Genomic DNA, 20,242 nt, shown 5'->3' with positions numbered 1-20,242 from the left:
TCAGTGCCTCCGGACGTCGTCGATCAGACGGCCGACGCCGTCCAGGTCTCGTACGGCTCGCGCGAACTTCCCCGCGGCCTCGGCCGCGTAGTCGAAGTCGGCCTGCCTGTCGAGCAGGCCGTGGTGGACGGAGAACCACAGCGTCCAGGTCACGTTCGACATGATGTGGAAGAGACGCACGCGCGAGTCGTGCTCGCCTGTGGCGAAATAGGCCCTGGCCAGGCGCGCGGTCTGGTCGGGGTCCAGGTCCGCCTCCGCGGCGATGTCGCCGAGCTCGAAGGCGGGGTCGTTGTTGCCGGAGAGCTGGTAGTCGACGATGCGGATCTCGTCGCCCTGGGCGATGAAGTTCTCGGCAAGCAGATCGTTGTGGCACGGAACGGTGGGAACCGCCGGCATGGCCCGCTCGATGTCGGCCACGGTGGGAAGGATGTCGTCATAGCCGGGCGGGATGGCCAGCCCGTTCGTACGGCAGAGGCGGCGGAAGTCGCGGAGCTTGTCGAAGATCGAGAAGTCGTTGACGAAGCGGGGGCCTGCGTGGAGCGTGCGGCAAGCCGTGGCGATCGCGTCCAGATGGCGCGGCACCTGTGCGGCGTTGAGGGTGACGCCGTCGAGATACTCGATGAGCAGGGCGTGGACCTCGGGGAAGTGGTGGATCACCTTCGGCCCTACACCGGTGTCCGCGGCGCGGATGGTGTTCTCGATCTCCTGCTCCATCGGGATGCCCAGCCCGGCCGAGCACACGGCGGGGTCGAGGACGCGCAACAGCCATCGTTCGCCGTCCCCGGTCTCGACCCTGGCGATCAGATGGCTGAGGCCGCCCTTGATGGGCGTCTGCCTGACCGGCCGCCCGGCCCAGTCGGAGACCAACTCGATCACGTCTGGCATGCGCGACTCCCTTTGGCCTACATTTAGACCATTCCGATCCTGCGGGCAAGGTGTTACATGACTTCTTCGATCATGGGAATACCCGATTCGGCACAGGCGATAGTGATCGGCGGGGGTGTGGCGGGCTGCAGTGTGGCCTACCACCTGGCCCGTCTCGGCTGGCGAGACGTCGTGCTCGTCGAGCAGCACGAACTGACCGAGGGCACCACGTGGCACTCGGCGGGGTTCGTCGGACAGCTCCGCTCCACCGTCACCCAGACCCGCATGATCATGTACTCGGCGGGTCTCTACGCCGAGCTCGCGGAGCTGACGGGGCTCGACCCCGGATGGCACGGGGTGGGCGGCCTGCGCCTCGCGACCACACCCGCCAGGGTGGAGGAGCTGGTACGGCAGGCGGGGGCGGCCGAGACGTACGGGCTGGAGATGTCGCTGCTGTCGGGGCGGCAGACCAACGACCTGATGCCGATGCTCAACGACGAGGACATCCTCGCCTCGCTGTGGCTGCCTGGCGACGGCTGGCTCGATCCCGCGTCGCTGGCCAGGGCGCTGGCGGCGGGGGCGGCCAAGCTCGGCGTGCGCATCGTGACGGGGGTGCGGGTCACCGGGATCGACGTCGCCGACGGGGCCGTCCACGCCGTCCGCCTGGCCGGGGCCGAGGCGCAGGAGTGGACGATCACCGCAGAGACCGTGGTGAACTGCGCGGGAGCGGCGGCCGGCAGGGTGGGCGCGCTGGCGGGGGTGGACGTGCCGATCGTCCCCATCAAGCACCAGTACGTCGTGACCCACCCGGCCGACATCCCCGCCTCCACGCCGACCGTGCGCGACCCCGACAACATCGTCTACTTCCGCGAGCAGGACGGCGGCATCCTGGTCGGCGGCTACATCCGCAGCCCCGAGGTCTGGGACGTCGCCGACCCGCTGGCCGAGCCGAGGCGGCTGTTCGAGCCGAACCTGCCCAAGTTCGGGGAGTCGTGGGCGTCGGCGCGGCACCGGCTGCCGGTCCTCGCCAAGCGCACCACGGACGACTTCGACGAGTCACAGGTGTCGAAGATCGTGCACGGGCCCGAGGCGTTCACCCCCGACGGCGAGTTCCTGCTGGGCGAGACGGCCGTGCGGGGGTTCTGGGTCGCGGCGGGCTTCTGCGTGCACGGGCTGGCGGCGGCCGGCGGCGTCGGCAAGGTGATGGCCGAGTGGATCGTCGAGGGCGTGCCCGAGTACGACCTGTTCGGGATGGACGTGCGCCGCTTCGGCGGCTACGCGGGCTCGGGACGCTGGGCGAGGACGAAGGCGCTCGACTCCTACTCGAAGTACTACGACATCGTCTATCCGGGAGAGGAGCGCACCGCCGCGAGGCCGTTGCGCCGCTCGCCCGCCTGGCCCAGGCACGCCGACCTGCGCGCCTCGTTCGGCGAGAAGGCCGGATGGGAGCGGGTGAACTGGTTCGACTTCGACGCCCCGCCCGCCAAGCCTGCCGCCGCGGTCGCGGAAAGGGACAGAGGCAAGGACGGCAGGCCGCTGGGCTGGGCTGGGCGGGTGTGGTCGCCCGCCGTACGGGAGGAGTGCCTGGCCACCCGCGACGCGGCGGGGCTGTTCGACCAGACCTCGTTCGCCAAGCTGGAGGTCTCGGGTCCGAAGGCGCTCGAGACCCTCCAGCACCTGTGCGCGGGGCAGATCGACAGGAAGGTCGGCGCGGTCGTCTACACCCAGCTGCTCAACCATAGGGGCGGCATCGAGGCCGACCTCACCGTCACCCGCCTCGCGGAGGACCGCTTCCGCCTGGTCACCGGCACCGCGTACGGCACACACGACGCCGCATGGCTGCGCCGTCACGGCCTCGACGTCATGGACGTCACCTCCGCGTACGCCTGCTACTGCCTGTGGGGCCCCGAGGCGCCCGCGATCCTGGAGCGGCTGTCCGACGACGACCTGGGCTTCCCCTACCTCCAGGCCAGGCAGATCGCCGTCGCCCACGTGCCGGTGCTGGCGCAGCGGGTGACGTTCGTGGGCGAGTACGGCTGGGAGCTCTACTGCCCCGCGGAGTACGGCCTCACCCTGTGGGACGCGCTCGTGGAGGCGGGCCTGCCGTACGGCATGCGGCCGGGCGGCTACCGGGCCATCGACTCGATGCGCCTGGAGAAGGGCTATCGCGTCTGGGGGCTGGACATCACCCCCGAGACCACGCCGTACGAGGCGGGGCTGGGCTTCGCCGTCCACGAGGGCAAGGACTTCCTCGGCAAGGAGGCGCTCACGCGCGAGCCCGAGCGGACGCTGCGGTGCCTGGTGCTCGACGACCCTCGGCGGGTGTGCCTGGGTGGCGAGCCCGTCAGGGTCGACGGCGCGCCGGCGAGCAGGGTGACCAGCGGCGGCTACGGCCACAGGGTGGACGCCTCGATCGCCTACGCCTATCTGCGCGGCGCCCCCGAGAACGTGACGGTGGGGGTGGACGGCACGTGGGTGGAGGCCAGGGTCGAGGAGCGCGCGCCGTACGACCCCGGGCACGAGCGCGTCAGGTCACGTCCAGCACGATCTTCCCCCTGATCCTTCCCGCGAAGAGCGCGTCGGCGGCCTCGCCGACGCGCTCCCCCGAGCCCCGCCAGCCCACGGACGGCCCGGGCGCGACGCGGACTTCCTCGCCCACACCATCCTTGGCTCGTTCGACGGGGAGCTGGTCCGTCACCTGGGCGTCGAACGGCTGAAGCGCTCGGTCAGGGAGCTGGCCGTCGATTTGACTTCCTGAGCCATCACTCTTTCACTATTCGAATAGTGAAAGGGCGGATAGTGATCGACTTCTATCTCGACAGAGGGTCGGGGGTGTCCACGTACCTCCAGCTCGTGCACCAGGTCAAGCAGGCTCTTCGCCTCGGCACGCTGCGTCCTGGCGATCAGCTGCCCACCGCGAAGGAGGTCGTCGAGCGCCTGGCGATCAACCCGAACACCGTGCTCAAGGCCTACCGCGAGCTCGAACGCGAGGGCCTGGTCATCGGCCGTCCCGGCATGGGCACCTTCGTGGAGCGCTCGATCGGCGGCGCGGGCCTGGCCGACCACGCCCGGCTGCGCAGGTCCCTGATGTCCTGGATCGGGCAGGCGCGTGAGGCGGGGCTCGACCAGGACGACCTGCACGCGCTCTTCGGCGCGGCCGTCACCGACTCCTTCCGTGAGGAGAGCGCATGATCGAGGCGAGCGGCCTGAAGATCGGCGGCAGGCTGCGCGACTGCTCCGTCCGCGTGCCGGACGGCAGGGTGGTCGCGCTGGTCGGGCCCAACGGCGCGGGCAAGACGACCTTCCTCCACGTGGTCGTCGGCCTGCTGACCCCCGAGCGCGGCGCCGTCAGGACGGCGGGCGAGGTCGCCTTCGTGGCGCAGGACAAGCCGCTCTACGACGGCTTCAGGGTGGCCGAGATGCTCACCCTCGGCCGCAGGCTCAACACCCGATGGGACGACTCGTACGCGCGCGAGCGCCTGGCCGGCCTCGGCATCCCGCTCGACCGCAAGGTCGGCAGGCTGTCGGGCGGGCAGCAGGCGCAGGTGGCGCTCACGATCGCGCTGGCCAGGCGGCCCGACCTGCTCGTGCTCGACGAGCCGCTCGCCAACCTCGATCCGCTGGCCAGGCACGAGGTCATGCGCTCGCTCATGGGCGCGGTCGCCGAGACGGGGATGAGCGTGGTGATCTCCTCGCACGTGGTCTCCGACCTGGTCGACACCTGTGACTGGCTGATCGTGCTCAACGAGGGGCGGGTGCAGGTCAGCGGCGACATCGACGAGCTGCTGTCGGAGCACAGGATGATGACGGGGCCGCTCGGGCTCTCCCCGAACGCGCACGTGGTGGGCGGCAGCCGTACGGACAAGGAGCAGACGGTGCTGGTGCGCGGCGCGCCGGTGGCCGACCCGCGCTGGCGGGTGCGGGCGGTGAGCCTGGACGACCTGGTGATGGCGTACCTGCGCAGCCCCGAGGCGGCCGCGCTGCCGAGGCTGGAGGGGGTGCGGACGTGATCTGGCTGACCTGGAGGCAGCACAGGGGGCAGCTGCTGGTGACGTTCGGGCTGCTGGCCGCGCTCGGGCTGATGTTCCTGGTGTCAGGGCTGGAGGCGGCGGCCTTCGTCGCCTCGAACGCGGGCCTGGCGCAGGGCGACCTCGACGCGGCGCTGGGGGCGCGCTACGACGCCGTCTACACCGTCTTCGGATGGCTGCCGATCGTGGCTCCCGCGCTGATCGGGGCGTTCTGGGGTGCGCCGCTGCTGGGCAGGGAGTTCGAGAGAGGGACCCACCGGCTGGTCTGGACGCAGGCGGTGCCGGTGCGGCGCTGGCTCGCGGTCAAGCTGGTGGGGCTCGGCGGCCTGGTCGCGCTGGGCGGGCTGGCCATGTCGGCGATGGTGTCGGCGTGGCGGCCGAGGTTCCGCACCGACACCTTCGGAAACGTCGGCATCTTCAACATGCTCGGCGTGGAGCCCGCGGCCTGGTGGCTGTTCGCGTTCATGCTGGGGACGGCGGCGGGGGCGGTGCTGCGCCGCACCCTGGCCGCGATGGCGGTGGTCGTGGGCGTGCTCGCGGTCATGACGTTCGGGCTGTTCACCCTCAGCGACCACTACGCCACGCCGTCCCGGGTGGTGACGGCCGACCAGACCACGGTGACGAGCCAGGACGTGCGGCTGGTGGAGCACGCGTGGCTCGACCCCGCAGGGCGGGAGATCGCCGAGACGCCCCCTGGCGCGTGCCCTCGCGGCGTCGACACGGGGAGGAACGACAGCGCGCGGACGGCCTACGAGGAGTGCCTGATCGGCAAGGGGTACCGGCACGTGGTCTACTTCCACGGGCATGACCGGTTCTGGCGCTTCCAGCTCATCGACGCGGCGATCCTGCTCGCCGGGGCCGCGGGGCTGGGGCTGGTCACCGTCCGCGCTGTCCGCAGGGCCTCTTGAGGGGGCCGCGTCGTCCTGGGAAGCGTCCGAGTACGGCTGGCGGTCGGCCAGCCGTACGAGGTGGTTACCGGTGGCGATGGGCCGCCGGTCAGGTCCAGGAGACGCCGCGCTGCACGGTGCCACCCCCTTCCCCTTGGACGCGGTGCGCGAATCGGATTTATCACTCATTATGGTGATAAATTGATCTACGCCGCGTTCGTAATGATCTGAAATTGTTTGCGGTATTTCAAGCCTTGATCTCATCAGGGGATCTTGTTACGTTGCAACCGTTTTGCGATCTATGGACGCGGGTGGCGAAGATCCATGGCCGGAACGGTGAAGCCCTCAGAGAGCACCGACCAGTCCGTGGGATTTCGTGACGTCTTCGCCGTCGCGGAATATCGCCGCCTCTGGAGCGCCACCGTCATCTCCGAGCTGGGCGACCAGCTGGCCAGGGTGGCCGTCGTCATCCTCGTCTACCAGCGCACGTCCTCGGCCTGGCTGACCGCGCTCTCCTACGCCATCAGCTATCTCCCCGCGATTATGGGAGGCTCGCTGCTGGCCGTTCTCGCCGACCGATATCCGCGCAGAAACGTGATGGTCTCAGCGGACCTGCTGCGCGCGATTCTCGTGCTTCTCCTCGCGATTCCCGCGATGCCGCTCGTCGTGCTCTACCTGCTGCTCTTCGCCGTCCAGGCGCTCGAATCGCCCGCCCGCGCGGCGCGGGCCGCCATCCTGCCGCAGATGCTGGCGGGGGAGCGTTACACCGTCGGGGTCGCCGCCTACCACGTCACCAACCAGTTCACCTATGTCGCGGGCTTCCTGGTGGGCGGCCTCGTCGTCGTGGCGACGGGGCCGAGGCTCACCTTCGCCATCGACGCCGCGACCTTCCTCGTCTCCGCGCTCATCGTCGCCAGGCTGGGCGCGTACGCTCCCGCCGAGCCCGAGCGGGCCGCCAAGGCCCGCCTGCGCGACAGGGTCAGGACGATCACGGCCAGGCCCCGCCTGCGCTGGCTGGCCATGCTGGCCATGCTGGCGGCCTTCTCCATGACGCCGCTGGCGCTGGCCGTCCCGTACGGCAGGCAGATCGGCCTCGACGAGGATCTGTCGAGTCTGCTCATGGCCGCCATCCCCGCCGGATACGTGGCCGGCACTTTCGTGCTGACCAGGCGGGTCAGGCCGCAGGCGCGACCACGCCTGCTCGGGCCGATGGCGCTGGCGAGCTTCCTGCCCCTCATGGGCGCGGCCCTCGTGCCGCCGCTGCCGGTGATGCTGGCGCTGCTCGTGGTGTGCGGGGCGCTCACCGCCTACCAGGTCGTGGCCAACGCCGAGTTCGTCGCCCTGGTCCCCGACGAGCAGCGAGGTGGCGCGATCGGCGTCGTCGCGGCCACCCTGACGGCCGTACAGGGCCTGGCGATGGTGGTGGCGGGGGTGGTGGCCGAGTTCGCGGGTGCCGGCGGCGCCATCGCGATCTTCGGCGCGTCGGGCGCTCTCGCGGCCCTGCTCCTGCTCAGGGCCGCGGGCTCCCGCGCGGAGGTCCTGGCGGGCTGAGGACGCGCCAGGCGGCACGAGCCCGTCGAAGTCGGCGACCCGGACGTCGTCGTCCACCGCGCCACATAAACCCCTGGGGGGTATATAGTGAGCGATACGAGCTTCCGAGCTGTGAGGAGAGACTGATGACCGTCACGACGTACCAGGTCGAGGGTATGACCTGTGGCCACTGTGTCAGCTCGGTGACCGCCGAGGTCGGCAAGGTGGCAGGGGTCAGTGAGGTGCAGGTGGACCTGGCGAGCAAGGCCGTCACCGTGACCAGCGCGGCGCCGTTGGACGACGCGCTGGTGCTGGCCGCCGTCACCGAGGCGGGCTACGAGCTGGCAGGCCGTACCGACAGGGTCATGCTGGCGCAGGCGGGCGGTTCGTGCTGCGGCTCCGGCGGCTGCCACTGACCGTCGCCGTTTCGCGAAGGGCCGCGCATCCAGGGGATGCGCGGCCCTTCGCGCACCGCGCGCGTGCCGCTTCAGGGCGCGGCCGTGGACTTCCGCCCTGACCTGCTTCGCAGGGCGAGGTCGAAGGCGAGGACCCCCGCCGCGCCCACGGCGTACCAGAACAGGTCAGGCGGGTTGAAGGTGCTGCCCAGCACCGGCGCCAGGACCCTCGGCAGGTCCAGCAGCTGGGCGAACTCGATCGCCCAGCTCGCGCCCAGAGCGATCAGGGCCGCCACCGCCGGCCTCGCCCTCGGCGCGACGAACAGCACGACCCAGTACAGCAGCACCGTGTAGAAGGCGTCCCCCGCATACTTCGACAGCGGCCTCGTCGCCAGCCCCAGGATGATCGTTACGGCGGCGAAAATCGCGATGCGGGAGCGCGGCATGCGATTACGCTAGCGGTTGATATGAGTGCAACTCTTGTTGGAAAAGGTCTTGCCGCAGGTCATGGGGGGCGAGTCCTGTTCTCCGAGCTCGACCTGGTCGTCGCTCCCTCCGATGTCATCGGCCTCGTCGGCGTCAACGGAGCGGGGAAGTCCACCCTGCTGAGAATGCTCGCGGGCATCGACCAGCCGGAGGGCGGCTCGGTCCGCCTCAACCCGCCCTCGGCCGTCGTCGGCTATCTGCCGCAGGAGCCCGAGCGGCGGCAGGGCGAGACGGTCAGGGAGTTCCTCGCCCGCCGTACCGGTGTCACCGGCGCGCAGCGCGACCTCGACGAGGCGACGCAGGCTCTCGTCGAGTCGCGGCAGGGGGCCGACGACGCCTACAGCCTCGCGCTGGAGCGCTGGCTGTCGCTCGGCGGCGCCGACCTGGAGGAACGCGCCGAGGAGGTGGCCGCCGACCTCGGCCTCATGATCGACCTCGACCAGGCGATGACGTCCCTGTCGGGAGGTCAGGCCGCCCGTGCGGGCCTGGCGTCGCTGCTGCTCAGCCGCTATGACCTGTTCCTGCTGGACGAGCCCACCAACGACCTCGACCTCGACGGCCTCGACCGGCTCGAGGCGTTCGTCAAGGGGCTGCGCGCCGGCACCGTGGTCGTCAGCCACGACCGCGAGTTCCTGGCCAGGACCGCCACGGCCGTCCTCGAGCTCGATCTGGTGCAGCAGCAGGTCCGCCTGTTCGGCGGCGGCTACCAGGCCTACCTGGAGGAGCGCGAGGTCGCCCGCAGGCACGCCCGCGAGCGCTACGAGGAGTACGCCGACACCCGCGCCGACCTGGAGCTGCGCGCCCGCACGCAGCGCGCGTGGATGGAGAAGGGCGTCAAGAACGCCCGCAGGAAGCAGAAGGACAACGACAAGATCGGGCGCAACGCCCGCGTCGAGACGACGGAGAAGCAGGCCGCCAAGGCCCGCCAGACCGAGAAGCTGATCGAGCGGATGGAGGTGGTCGAGGAGCCGCGCAAGGAGTGGGAGCTGCGCATGGAGATCGCGGCGGCTCCACGCGCCGGCGCCGTCGTGGCCACGATGCGTGAGGCGGTGGTCGGGCGTGGGTCCTTCACCCTCGGCCCCGTCGACCTGGAGGTCGGCTGGGCCGAGCGCGTGGCGATCACCGGTGCGAACGGCTCGGGCAAGACGACGCTGCTGGCCGCGATGCTCGGCAAGGTGCCGCTCGACGAGGGGCACGCCGCGCTCGGCCCTGGCGTCGTGGTCGGCGAGGTGGACCAGGCACGCAGGCGGTTCGAGGGCGAGGAGCCGCTGCTCGGCGTCTTCGGCGAGGCGTCAGGCCTGGTCGAGGCCGAGGCGCGCACGCTGCTGGCGAAGTTCGGGCTGAGGGCCGACCACGTGCTGCGGCCGGCCGCCACGCTCTCGCCGGGCGAGCGGACCCGGGCGGGCCTCGCGCTGCTGCAGGCCAAGGGGGTCAACCTGCTCGTGCTCGACGAGCCGACCAACCATCTCGACCTGGCCGCGATCGAGCAGCTGGAGTCGGCGCTGGCCCACTACCCCGGCACGCTGCTGCTCGTCACGCACGACCGCAGGATGCTGGAAGCCGTGCAGGTAGATCGCAGGTTGCGGGTGAAGGACGGTCAAGTTTCCGAAGAGGGGTGAAAAATAACATCGCGGATGGAAACGAGAGTGAAACAATTTTCCGCCACTCGTTGACACGCGATGTTGGGATGGTGTGCCTTTCTCTATTAACAGGTCTCCCCCTGCCTGAGAGTGAGGCAACCAACAATGGGTAAATGGCTCGCGCGCCTGACGGCGCTCGGGGTGGCTCTAGTCCTGGCGGCACCCGTCACCGCCGCCCAGGCCGCTGACCCTGCTACGACGGGCAAGAAGACCGTCAGGATCGGCTCGATCCAGTCGGTCGACTCGATGAACCCGTTCCTGGCGGTACGGCTGATCGCGGGCCAGCTCCAGCGATGGACGTACATGTTCCTCACCGCGCCCGACCCCAAGACGCTGAAGCCTGGCCCCGACCTGGCCGAGTCCTGGGAGTCGTCGGAAGACGGGCTGACCTGGACCTTCAAGATCCGGCAGGCCAAGTGGTCGGACGGTCAGCCGGTCACCGCGCACGACGCGGCCTGGACGTTCAACAAGATCATGACGGATGACGCGGCCAAGACCGGCAACGGTCCCGCCGTGGAGAACTTCGAGACGGTCACCGCGACGGACGACCGCACTCTGGTGATCAAGACCAAGGCGCCGCAGGCGTCGATGCTGTCGAACCCGATCCCGATCGTGCCCAAGCACATCTGGGAGAAGGTCGGCGACATGGCCACGTTCGAGAACGAGACCTACCCTGCGGTCACCAACGGCGCCTACATCCCGATTGAGCACAAGAAGGACAACTACGTCAAGCTCAAGGCCAACCCTGACTACTGGCAGGGCAAGCCGAAGATCGACGAGCTGCAGGTCATCTTCTACGAGAACCCCGAGGCCGCCATCGCGGGCCTGAAGAAGGGCGACATCGACCTGATCGGCCGCCTGGCCGCGCCGCAGTTCGAGGCCGGCGCGGGCGACCCGAACATCGTGCAGTGGAACACCCCCGGCCGCCGCGCCGCGTACCTGCAGATCAACCACGGCGTCACCACCTCCGACGACAAGCCGATCGGCGACGGGCACCCGGCGCTGAAGGACCTGAAGGTGCGCCAGGCCATCCACCACGCGATCGACAAGCAGGCCCTCGTCGACCAGGTCCAGAACGGCCTGGCGGTCCCCGCCAACGGCTCGATCGTGCCGCCGATGTACACCGACTTCTTCTGGGAGGCCACCGGCGCGGACAAGATCTCCTTCGACCTCGCCAAGGCCAACCAGATCCTCGACGAGGCCGGGTACAAGAAGGGCGACGACGGCGTCCGCACCATGCCTGACGGCAAGCGGAAGCTCGAGATGCGCTTCAGCATCCACACCGACACCCCCACCGAGGACAAGCTGGCCCAGTTCCTCACCGGGTGGTTCAAGGAGATCGGCATCACGCTGACCACGCGCAAGCTCGACTCCAACAAGTTCACCGAGGAGACCGGCAGCACCGCGCTGTTCGACATCGCGATCAGCGGCTGGTCGGTCAACCCCGACCCCGAAGAGGTCCTGGCCACGCACCTGTGCAGCCGCAGGCCGACCCCGACGGGTGAGGGCGGCGGCACCGAGTCCTTCTACTGCGACAAGCAGTACGAGGACCTCTACCAGGCGCAGCTCAAGGAGCTCGACGCCACCAAGCGCGCCGACCTGATCAAGCAGATGCAGCAGCGCCTCTACACCGACGCGCCGGTCATCGCGATCTACTACCCGAACAACCTCGAGCTGTACCGCAAGGATCGGATCACCAGCATCACCCCGATCCCGGCGGGCAAGCAGGGCGAGGGCATCCTGTACGGCGGCGCCAGCGGCTACCCGATGATCACCCTGGACGCCCCCGCCGTCGCCACCGGCGCCTCGGCCGAGGGTGGCGGCTCCAACACCGGCATGATCATCGGCATCGCGGCGGCCGCGGTCGTCGTGCTCGGTGTCGGTGGTTTCCTCCTGGCCAGGCGGCGTAAGACCACCTCGGACGAACGCGAATAATGGCCACTCCGCTCGAAACCGAGCCCGCCGCCGTCCAGACGGCGGCGGGCCCCGGCGAGGACCGGCCCGCCTACCGGGGTACGCTCCGCTACGCCCTCACCAAGCTCGGCGGGGCGCTGCTCAGCATCGGCATGGTCATCGTCGCGACGTTCTTCCTGTTCCGCCTGATCCCCGGCGACCCGGTGATCGCCTACACGCGTGACGTGCCGCTCAGCCCCGACCAGATCGAGCTGCTGCGCAGGCAGATGGGTCTGGACAAGCCGCTCCTGCAGCAGTTCGCCGACTTCGTGCTGAGGACCCTCCAGTTCGACCTCGGCACCTCCTACGAGTACAAGCGGCCTGTCACCGACCTCATCGGCGAGCGCGTCGGTCCCACGCTGCTGCTCGCGGGCGTCGGCCTGTTCATCGCGGTCAGCCTCGGCCTGTGGCAGGGCACCCGCGCCGCATGGCACCACGGCGGCCGCCTCGACCGCTTCTCCACCGGCGTCTCGCTCGTGCTGTGGTCGGTTCCCACCTTCTGGCTCGGCCTGCTGCTGCTCATGGTGCTGGGCGCGGGCATCGGCCCGATCCCCGGGCTCTTCCCGACCAGGGGCATGGAGAGCGTCGACGCGCCCGACGGCTTCGGCTACGTGCTCGACGTCGCCCACCACATGGTGCTGCCCTGCCTCACGCTGGTGGCGGTGGTCTACGCGCAGTACCTGCTGGTCATGCGCTCGTCGCTGCTGGACGAGATCGGCCAGGACTACGTGACGACCGCGCGCGCCAAGGGCCTGCGCGACGACATGGTCCGGCGACGCCATGCCATCCCCAACGCCCTGCTGCCCACCGTGACGCTCGTCTTCATCCACATCGGCTTCGTGGTCGGCGGCGCGGTCTCCGTCGAGACCGTCTACTCCTGGCCGGGCCTCGGCCTGCTGTTCTACGAGGCGATCAAGGGCCCTGACTTCGCGGTCATGCAGGGCACGTTCATGGTCGTCTGCGTCGCGGTGATCATCATGAACACGCTGGCCGACGTGGCCTACCACGTCCTTGACCCGAGGGTGAGGTCGGCATGAGCGCCGTGACGTGGGCGCGCAAGCGCTCCGCGCTCGCCAGGTTCTGGCAGCAGTACCGCCGCCAGCGCGCGGGCGTGGTCGGCGCCGTCGTCCTGCTGGTCTTCGTCGTGCTCGCGGTGATCACTCCGCTGATCACCGACAGGACCGGCATGGACGTCACGAAGGCGACCGGCGAGAAGATGGCCCCGCCCAGCCTGGAGTTCCTGCTGGGCACCGACGAGTCGGGCCGCTCCATCCTGCTGATGATCCTGTGGGGCTCGCGCGTCTCGCTGCTCATCGGCTTCCTGTCCGCTCTGCTCAGCATGGTGATCGGCACCGTCGTCGGCATCGCGGCGGGACACTTCAGAGGATGGGCCTCCGCCACGCTGATGCGGATCACCGACTGGTTCCTGGTGCTGCCCTCCCTGGTGCTCGCGCTTGTGCTCTCGGCGATCCTCGGCGGCAGCACCTCGACGATCATCCTGGCGATCGGCATCACCTCGTGGGCCTCCACGGCCAGGCTGATCAGGGCCCAGACTCTCGCGGTCGAGGCCAGGCCGTACATCGAGAGGTCCAAGGCCCTCGGCGCTGGGCACTGGCACGTGATGACCAGGCACGTGCTGCCGAACGTCGCGCCGCTGGTGCTCGCCAACACCACCCTGCAGGTGGCCAGCGCGATCGTCGCCGAGTCGACGCTCGCCTTCCTCGGCGCCGACTCCGGTCAGGCGTCGTGGGGCCAGTTGCTGCGCGGGTCCTACGACTGGGGCGCGGCCACGGCCGGGGCCTGGTGGTACATCCTCGCGCCCGGTCTCTGCATCGTCGCGGTCGTGCTGGCGTTCACGCTGTGCGGACGGGCGATGGAGGCCGTGCTCAACCCACGCCTTCGGGGAGTCAGCCGATGAACCTCTTGTCGCTCGAAGACGTCTCGGTGACGTACACCATCGCCTCGGGCGAGGTGCCGGCCGTCCGCGACGTCTCGCTGACGCTGGATCCTGGCGAGGCCCTCGGCATCGCGGGGGAGTCGGGCTCGGGCAAGTCGACGCTGGCCATGGCGCTGCTGCGGCTGCTACCCCGCGACGCCCGCGTCGAGGGCAGGATCGTGCTCGACGGCGAGGACATCCTGGCCATGAAGTGGGGACGGCTGCGCGCGGTGCGCTGGGCCGAGGCCTCCATCGTCTTCCAGGGCGCCCAGCACGGCCTCAACCCCGTGCGCCGCATCGGCGAGCAGATCGCCGAGCCGCTGCTCGTGCACGGCCTGGCCCAGCCCGCGCAGGCGCGCACCCGCGTGGCCGAACTGCTGGAGCAGGTGGGGCTGCCCGCCTGGCGCTCGCGCAGCTATCCGCACGAGCTGTCGGGAGGGCAGCGGCAGCGGGTGATGATCGCGATGGCGCTGGCCTGCTCGCCCCGCCTGATCATCGCCGACGAGCCGACGACCGCGCTCGACGTGATGGTCCAGGCGCAGGTCCTCAGCCTGATCAAGGACCTGATCGCCTCGCACGGCATCTCCCTGATCATGATTTCTCATGATCTGTCGGTCCTGGCGGACATGTGCGACAGGCTGGCCGTCATGTACGCGGGCAGGGTGGTCGAGAACGGCCCCTCGCACGAGGTGTTCCACGCCGCCAGGCACCCCTACAGCGCCGCGCTGGCCGCGGCCTTCCCGACGGTCGGCGACCCGGTCTCCAGGATGGCGCCCAAGGGGCTCGGAGGGGACCCGCCCGACCCGATGGACCTGCCCTCGGGCTGCTCGTTCCATCCGCGCTGCCCCGTCGCCCTGGACCTCTGCTCGTCGCTGGACGTGGAACTGTGGCCCGCGGGCCGCGAGGGCGAGGGACCGCACACCGCCGCCTGCGTGCACGTCCGCCCCGACCTCAAGGCAGGCGCGGACGAGCTCGGCTCGCCCGCCACCGAGACCGGCGCGGACGAGCTCGCCTCACCCGACGCGGAGACCGGCGGCGATGATCCGGCCGCGCCCTCCCCGGACAGTGAGCGCGGGCAGGGCAGGGGCGAGGTGGTCGCGGCGGCCTCGCTGGAGACCGCCGCCCGTGACCAGCGCGCCAAGGAGACCTCATGAGCACCCCCCTCCTGCAAGCGCGCGACCTGCACGTGGAGTTCTCCTCCAGGGGCAGGCGCGCCCGAGCCGTCGACGGCGTCAACCTGGCTGTGGGCGAGGGCGAGATCGTGGCCCTGGTCGGCGAGTCCGGCTGCGGCAAGACCACGCTCGCGCGCACCCTGCTCGGCCTGGAGCGCCCCACCAGCGGCACCGTCCTGTACGGCGGGCAGCCCCTGACCTACACCAGCAAGGCGCTCAAGGCCTACCGCCGCGAGGCCCAGCTCGTCCTCCAGGACCCCACGGGTTCGCTGAACCCCAGGCACACCGTCTACGAGGCGGTCGCCGAGGGGCCGCGCATCCACGGCATGGCCAACGAGGAACAGGTCGTCGCCGAGGCGCTGTCCAGGGCGGGGCTCAGGCCTCCCGAGCGGTTCTTCCTGCGCTACCCGCACCAGCTGTCCGGAGGGCAGCGCCAGCGCGTGGTCATCGCCGGCGCGCTCGCGCTCAACCCACGCATGCTCGTCGCCGACGAGCCGGTGGCCTCGCTCGACGCCAGCGTCAGGGGCGAGATCCTGGCCCTGCTGCTGAAGCTGCGCGAGGAGCTCGGCCTGTCGGCCCTGGTCGTCACCCACGACCTCGGTCTGGCCTGGAACATCGCCGACAGGGTGGCGGTGATGTACCTCGGCAGGATCGTGGAGTCGGGGCCCGTCGAGGAGGTGCTGAAGGAGCCGAAGCATCCCTACACGCAGGCGCTGCTGTCGGTGCTGCCCGAGTCGCCCGAGCGGGTGGTGCTGAGCGGCGAGCCGCCGGACCCGACGCGCATCCCCGGTGGCTGCCGCTTCCACGCCCGCTGCCAGGTGCTGGCCTCGGGCGCGGCGGCCCTGGCAGGGGTCGACTCCCGGTGCAGGTCGGAGCTGCTGGAGGTGCTGCCTGCCGTACCCGAGGCGCAGGCCGCCTGCTACTACGCGGACACGATGGCGGCGGACGAGGCCGTCGTGCGCTGAGACTCGCGGGGCCAGGAGCTCAGTCCCACACGAGATCGCCCTCTGGCGAGCCGGAGGGCGGTGGCCAGGGACCACCAGAAGATGGGCATGATCGAGTAAATCTAAGGGATGACATCCGCCTGGTCCCCCCGCAGGAGGAAAGCGGGCGAAAGCCCGGCAATCATGAACATCATGTCCAGAAGCGCCATCGTGACGGGGGTAGGCCTGGCGGCGTTCGTCGTCGCCTACGCGACGCTGATCCTCACCGGCAACACCGAGATCCGGATGTCGGCCGATCCGGGCGCCGCGGGGGTCACCCTCTGGGCCACGCTGCTGCCGCCGCTCGCAGCGATCATCCTGGCTCGCCTGGTTCCGCCGCGCGTGCCGCCGCCCCAGCCCCTGGCCGAGCTGCCGAGGCCCAGGCTGGTCACGGAGAGCCGGATGCTGGTGGCCGCGGCGCTCGTCTTCCCCCTCGCCGTCCTGCTCGTGGGACGCGGCCTGCTCTACCCTGTGTTCAAGGTCGCCATCCTGCTGGTGGTGCCGCTGGTGGGGTTCAGGCTGCTGCGGAAGGGCGGCCCCGCCGCCAGGTCCATGCCCGCGCCGGTGACCTGGCTGGCGCCGCTGCCCGCCGTCCTGGCCTGGTTCCTGCTGGCAGAGGTCAGCCCGCTCTCGCCGCCGCTCACCCAGCAGCTGCCCGACCCCGTCACGCTCGCGGTGGGCTCCCTGATCACCCTGCTCACCGCCAGCGTGCTGGAGGAGATCTTCTACAGGGGGTGGCTGCAGACCCGCCTGGAAGCCCTGTACGGCACCTGGCCAGGCATCCTCGTCACCTCCCTGCTGTTCGCCGCGATGCACGTCAGCCACATCAGGCCCGACGCGATCGGCATCGGCCTGGCCTCGGTGGTCGCCGCGCAGGGCCTGTTCGGCCTGATGCAGGGCTATCTGTGGGCCCGCTACCGCAACATCTGGGTGATCATCCTCATCCACGTCGTCGTCAACCTCGTCTACGTGGACATGCTGATCCGGCCGTCCGCATGATGGAGGCATGCTGCTCGAACACCAGGGTCTGAGCCCGGCCGTCGATCCCACGGCCTACGTCGCCCCGACCGCCACACTCTGCGGTGACGTCCGGGTGGGTCCCGGCTGCAGGGTGCTGTTCGGCGCGGTTCTCACCGCGGAGGGCGACCCCGCCGAGCTGTTCCCTCCCGACCGGCACGAACGGATCTGGGCGGTGCAGCGCGAGCTCGACTTTCCCGGATGCGTCTTCGGGCTGCCGCGTGCCGCCGACGGTGAGTCGATCATGCCGGAGGTCTCCCGCCGGTACGGCAGGGCGCTCGACCGCCACCGCACCGACCGGATCCTCTGACCCCGCCGCTCAGAAGGTGCGCTCTCCCGCCAGCCAGGTGCCGAGCACCTTGATGTGCCTGAGCCGCAGCGGGTCCTCGGCGCGCGGGTCGGCCGACAGCCACACCAGGTCGGCCGCCTTGCCGGTGTCCAGGGCTCCGCGGTCGGCCTCGGCGAAGGCCTGGTAGGCGACTCCCGAGGTGTAGGCCGCGAGCGCGTCCTCGACCGAGAGCCGTTCGTCCGGTGTCCACGCCTCGCCCGCGCCGTCCAGGGTCTGCCTGGTCGTCGCGATCTGGATGCCGAGCAGCGGTTCGTGCGAGCTGACGGGCCAGTCGCTGCCGAACGACAGCGCGACGCCGAGCTCGCGCAGGGTCCGCATCGGGTACTGCAGGTCCGCGCGGGAAGGGCCGAGCCTGGGCACGGTCAGCTCGGTCTGCAGCGGGTCGAGCTGCGCCCACAGCGGCTCGAAGTTGGCGATCACGCCGAGCTCGGCGAAGCGCGGCAGGTCGGCGGGGTCGACGAGCTGGGTGTGCGCGATGACGGGTCGGCGGTCCCATGCGGGGTTCTCCCGTGCCGCCCTCTCGACGGCGTCCAGCGCGGCCCTGATCCCGCCGTCGCCGATCGCGTGGATGTGCACCTGGAAGCCGTCGGCGTCGAACGCGGCCACGGCCTCGGCCAGTGCGGCGGGCTCCCAGACGGGCATGCCGCAGGAGTGCGGCACGTCCACGTACGGCTCCAGCATGGCCGCGGTGCCGCCCTCGATGACGCCGTCGGCGAAGAACTTGACGGTGTTCGCGGTGACGAGCGCCTCCCCTGCGCGCTTGACGGTCTCGCGCAGGGAGGAGAAGGCGGGGCGCTGTGCCGTCCAGGTGTCGGGGTCGGCGCGGAAGGCGAGGTTGGCGCGGAAACGCAGCGCGCCGCGCCTGGCGGCTTCCAGGTACGCCTCCACCATGGACGGCTCGACCCAGGCGTCCTGCACCCAGGTGATGCCTGCGGCGGCCATGGTCCTGCCCGCCTCGGCCAGCCCCTCGACCAGCTCGTCCATGGACTTGGCGGGCACCAGGTCGAGCACGAGGTCACAGGCGTGCCACTCCCTGAGCGTGCCGAGCGGGCTGCCGTCGGGCCTGCGCAGGATCCAGCCCAGCCGGGGATCGGGCGTCGAGGGGCCGATCCCCGCCCGCTCCAGCGCCGCGGTGTTGCACCAGACGGTGTGGTAGTCGTAGGCGCGCAGCACCACGGGCCTGTCGGCGACCGCCTCGTCCAGCCATCGCGCGTCGAACTCGCCGAAGGGGGCGAGGGAAGGGTCGTAGCTGCCCCCGACGATCCACTCCAGCGACGGGTGCTCCGCGGCGTAGCGCCCCACCTCCGCGACGATCTCCGCCACCGTGGTCAGACCCTTGATCTGCGGACCCTGCGCCTCGAGGCCGCCGAACATCGGGTGCGCGTGCCCGTCGCCGAAGGACGGCATGAGCAGGCCGCCCTGCAGGTCCACCACGGTGGCGTCGGGGGAGGGTCGCGAGACGATCCTTCCGCCGGAGACGGCCAGCGAGGTGGCCGTCTCCGTGCCCGTCCAGACGGTGCCGTTGGTGAAGTGCAGGTCAGGCACGGGTGGCTTCCTCCGTGGTGAGTCGGGCGTAACGGGCGGGGTCGTGGCGCCGGATGCGCAGGGCGAGCAGCGCGCCGAGCGCGAAGACGACGGGGACGGGCAGGATGAGCAGGGCGTTCACGGTGCCCGTCGCCCCGGTGATGAGCTCGAAGTTGGTCACCACGAGCACGATGATCACCGCGAGGAGGACGAAGGCGGAGAAGGGCGCGACGAGCACGCGTCCTGCGCTGAAGCCTCGGCGGTCCTTCCTGAAGAAGGCCACCACCGACAGCGCGGCCAGCGCCTGCAGGACCATGACCCCGATGATGCCGGTGCCGTTCGTCCACAGGAAGATCACGGTGTAGGGGTCGGAGCCCGCGACGATGCCCGCCACGATGATGAGCACGGAGAGCACGACCTGTGTGATCACCGCGACGTACGGCGAGCCGTTGTGCGCCGAGATTCTGGCGAGCGGCCTGGGCAGCACGCCCTCGCGGCCGAGGGCGTAGAAGTATCGTGTGGAGGCGTTGTGGAAGGCCAGGGCGGCGGCGAAGCAGCTCGTCACGATCAGCAGGTGCATCGCGTCCGCCGCCCACTTGCCCGCGAAGGAGGCGGTGGCGGTGAAGACCATGTCCGCGCCGCCTTCTCCGTTGGCCACCTCGACGGCCCTGTCCGCACCGTAGGCGTTGATGATCATCCACACGGTGAAGGTGTAGAAGAGCGCGAGGAAGGCGACGGCGGCGTAGGTCGCCTTCGGCACCGTCCGCTGAGGGTCTCTGGCCTCCTCGGCGTAGATCGCGGTCGCCTCGAAGCCGATGAACGCGCCGATCGACAGCACGAACATGCCGCCCGCGCCGCCCGAGAACAGCTCGGCGGGGTTGAACGGGCTGAGCGACAACTCCGCGCCGCTGACCAGCACCGACACCTCGAAGACCAGCAGGATCAGCACTTCGAGCGCGAGCGCCACGCCCAGCACCTTGGCGCTGAGCGTGATCTTCAGGTAGCCGAGCACGCCCACGGCCGCCACGCACAGCAGCGTCCAGGCCTGCCACGGCACGTCGAGCCCGAAGACGTCGGCCATCGTCGAGGCGGCGAACACCCCGAAGGCGGCCATCAGCCCGATGCCGATGAGGTTGTAGGAGATGACCGCGACGTAGGCCGAGCCGAGGCCCGTCGCCTTGCCCAGGCCCCTGCCGATGTAAGCGTAGAAGGCTCCCGCGTTGCGCACGTGCCCGCTCATCGCCGTGAACCCGGCCGCGAACAGGCCGACGACCACGCCCGACAGCAGGTAGCCGAGCGGAGCGGCGACGCCGCCGATGCCGATCGCCAGCGGCGCCACCCCTGCCATGACGGTGAGGGGAGCGGCCGCGGCCACGACGAAGAAGACCAGGTCAGCGGTGCCGATGGCATTGCGTGACAGAGGCATGGCCGGCTCCGAAACTAAAGGCGTTAGTTTGTTGGTGGGACGGTACTCGAAG

General features: G+C 70.3%; 19 protein-coding genes. 14 read left to right on the top strand and 5 right to left on the bottom strand.

Features of this window, described 5'->3' with window-relative positions:
• On the bottom strand, positions 1–885 hold the full coding sequence (locus tag ABFX50_RS11845) for a phosphotransferase (RefSeq protein WP_346145837.1): 885 nt from the start codon (positions 883–885) through the stop codon (positions 1–3).
• Between the two features lie 57 nt (positions 886–942).
• Here ABFX50_RS11845 and ABFX50_RS11840 point away from each other — a divergent pair, with 57 nt between their 5' ends.
• Positions 943–3,423 (top strand): GcvT family protein, encoded by a 2,481-nt coding sequence (locus ABFX50_RS11840; protein WP_346145836.1) that lies wholly within the window; start codon positions 943–945, stop codon positions 3,421–3,423.
• Here the strand turns inward: ABFX50_RS11840 and ABFX50_RS11835 are convergent.
• Positions 3,392–3,523 (bottom strand): hypothetical protein, encoded by a 132-nt coding sequence (locus ABFX50_RS11835; RefSeq protein ID WP_346145834.1) that lies wholly within the window; start codon positions 3,521–3,523, stop codon positions 3,392–3,394. The two genes, ABFX50_RS11840 and ABFX50_RS11835, sit on opposite strands and share 32 nt — an antisense overlap.
• 125 nt (positions 3,524–3,648) lie before the next feature.
• Here ABFX50_RS11835 and ABFX50_RS11830 point away from each other — a divergent pair, with 125 nt between their 5' ends.
• The 5 genes from ABFX50_RS11830 to ABFX50_RS11810 all read left to right on the top strand — a co-directional run bounded on the left by ABFX50_RS11830 (position 3,649) and on the right by ABFX50_RS11810 (position 7,725).
• On the top strand, positions 3,649–4,056 hold the full coding sequence (locus ABFX50_RS11830) for a GntR family transcriptional regulator (protein WP_312895690.1): 408 nt from the start codon (positions 3,649–3,651) through the stop codon (positions 4,054–4,056).
• Positions 4,053–4,874, top strand: coding sequence for an ATP-binding cassette domain-containing protein (locus tag ABFX50_RS11825; protein ID WP_183651621.1), 822 nt, complete (start codon positions 4,053–4,055; stop codon positions 4,872–4,874). The genes ABFX50_RS11830 and ABFX50_RS11825 overlap by 4 nt, the downstream gene beginning before the upstream one ends.
• A complete protein-coding gene (locus tag ABFX50_RS11820; protein ID WP_346145831.1) occupies positions 4,871–5,800 on the top strand; it encodes a hypothetical protein in 930 nt (309 codons plus the stop codon). The genes ABFX50_RS11825 and ABFX50_RS11820 overlap by 4 nt, the downstream gene beginning before the upstream one ends.
• Positions 5,801–6,145: 345 nt before the next feature.
• Positions 6,146–7,330 carry an MFS transporter gene (locus tag ABFX50_RS11815; protein ID WP_346145830.1) on the top strand — a complete coding sequence of 395 codons (1,185 nt, stop codon included), beginning with the start codon at positions 6,146–6,148 and terminating at the stop codon, positions 7,328–7,330.
• 125 nt (positions 7,331–7,455) lie between these two features.
• The gene (locus tag ABFX50_RS11810; protein WP_192779385.1) at positions 7,456–7,725 is read left to right on the top strand and encodes a heavy-metal-associated domain-containing protein; all 270 of its coding nucleotides are present in this window, start codon (positions 7,456–7,458) and stop codon (positions 7,723–7,725) included.
• Between the two features lie 71 nt (positions 7,726–7,796).
• Here the strand turns inward: ABFX50_RS11810 and ABFX50_RS11805 are convergent, their stop codons facing one another.
• Positions 7,797–8,150 (bottom strand): ribosomal maturation YjgA family protein, encoded by a 354-nt coding sequence (locus ABFX50_RS11805; protein WP_346145828.1) that lies wholly within the window; start codon positions 8,148–8,150, stop codon positions 7,797–7,799.
• Between the two features lie 21 nt (positions 8,151–8,171).
• Between ABFX50_RS11805 and ABFX50_RS11800 the strand changes: the two genes are divergently transcribed.
• From ABFX50_RS11800 to ABFX50_RS11765, 8 genes are all read left to right on the top strand, one after another.
• Complete coding sequence (locus ABFX50_RS11800) at positions 8,172–9,809, top strand: ABC-F family ATP-binding cassette domain-containing protein (RefSeq protein ID WP_346145826.1); 1,638 nt, start codon at positions 8,172–8,174, stop codon at positions 9,807–9,809.
• Between the two features lie 126 nt (positions 9,810–9,935).
• Positions 9,936–11,765, top strand: a complete 1,830-nt coding sequence (locus tag ABFX50_RS11795) for an ABC transporter substrate-binding protein (protein ID WP_346145824.1) — start codon at positions 9,936–9,938, stop codon at positions 11,763–11,765.
• Positions 11,762–12,820 carry an ABC transporter permease gene (locus ABFX50_RS11790; RefSeq protein WP_379506609.1) on the top strand — a complete coding sequence of 353 codons (1,059 nt, stop codon included), beginning with the start codon at positions 11,762–11,764 and terminating at the stop codon, positions 12,818–12,820. The genes ABFX50_RS11795 and ABFX50_RS11790 overlap by 4 nt, the downstream gene beginning before the upstream one ends.
• Entirely contained in the window at positions 12,817–13,701 is an 885-nt protein-coding gene (locus tag ABFX50_RS11785) for an ABC transporter permease (RefSeq protein ID WP_346145821.1), read from the top strand. Before ABFX50_RS11790 ends, ABFX50_RS11785 begins: the two co-directional genes overlap by 4 nt.
• Positions 13,698–14,873, top strand: a complete 1,176-nt coding sequence (locus ABFX50_RS11780; protein WP_379504845.1) for an ABC transporter ATP-binding protein — start codon at positions 13,698–13,700, stop codon at positions 14,871–14,873. Before ABFX50_RS11785 ends, ABFX50_RS11780 begins: the two co-directional genes overlap by 4 nt.
• The gene (locus ABFX50_RS11775) at positions 14,870–15,856 is read left to right on the top strand and encodes an ABC transporter ATP-binding protein (protein WP_346145819.1); all 987 of its coding nucleotides are present in this window, start codon (positions 14,870–14,872) and stop codon (positions 15,854–15,856) included. The genes ABFX50_RS11780 and ABFX50_RS11775 overlap by 4 nt, the downstream gene beginning before the upstream one ends.
• 171 nt (positions 15,857–16,027) lie before the next feature.
• Positions 16,028–16,873: a CPBP family intramembrane glutamic endopeptidase gene (locus tag ABFX50_RS11770; protein ID WP_346145817.1), complete on the top strand. Its 846-nt coding sequence runs from the start codon at positions 16,028–16,030 to the stop codon at positions 16,871–16,873.
• Positions 16,874–16,880: 7 nt separating this feature from the next.
• Positions 16,881–17,201 carry a hypothetical protein gene (locus ABFX50_RS11765; protein ID WP_346145815.1) on the top strand — a complete coding sequence of 107 codons (321 nt, stop codon included), beginning with the start codon at positions 16,881–16,883 and terminating at the stop codon, positions 17,199–17,201.
• 9 nt (positions 17,202–17,210) lie between these two features.
• Here the strand turns inward: ABFX50_RS11765 and ABFX50_RS11760 are convergent, their stop codons facing one another.
• Together ABFX50_RS11760 and ABFX50_RS11755 are read right to left on the bottom strand one after the other, a co-directional pair.
• The gene (locus ABFX50_RS11760) at positions 17,211–18,785 is read right to left on the bottom strand and encodes an amidohydrolase (protein WP_346145813.1); all 1,575 of its coding nucleotides are present in this window, start codon (positions 18,783–18,785) and stop codon (positions 17,211–17,213) included.
• Positions 18,778–20,190 (bottom strand): APC family permease, encoded by a 1,413-nt coding sequence (locus ABFX50_RS11755; RefSeq protein WP_346145811.1) that lies wholly within the window; start codon positions 20,188–20,190, stop codon positions 18,778–18,780. The genes ABFX50_RS11760 and ABFX50_RS11755 overlap by 8 nt, the downstream gene beginning before the upstream one ends.
• Positions 20,191–20,242 lie beyond the last annotated feature (52 nt).

This window comes from Nonomuraea recticatena (assembly GCF_039533245.1).
Classification (GTDB): Bacteria; Actinomycetota; Actinomycetes; order Streptosporangiales; family Streptosporangiaceae; genus Nonomuraea; species Nonomuraea roseola.
Note: the sequence above shows the minus strand (reverse complement) of the source record. Positions and strands in the feature narration are given on the sequence as shown.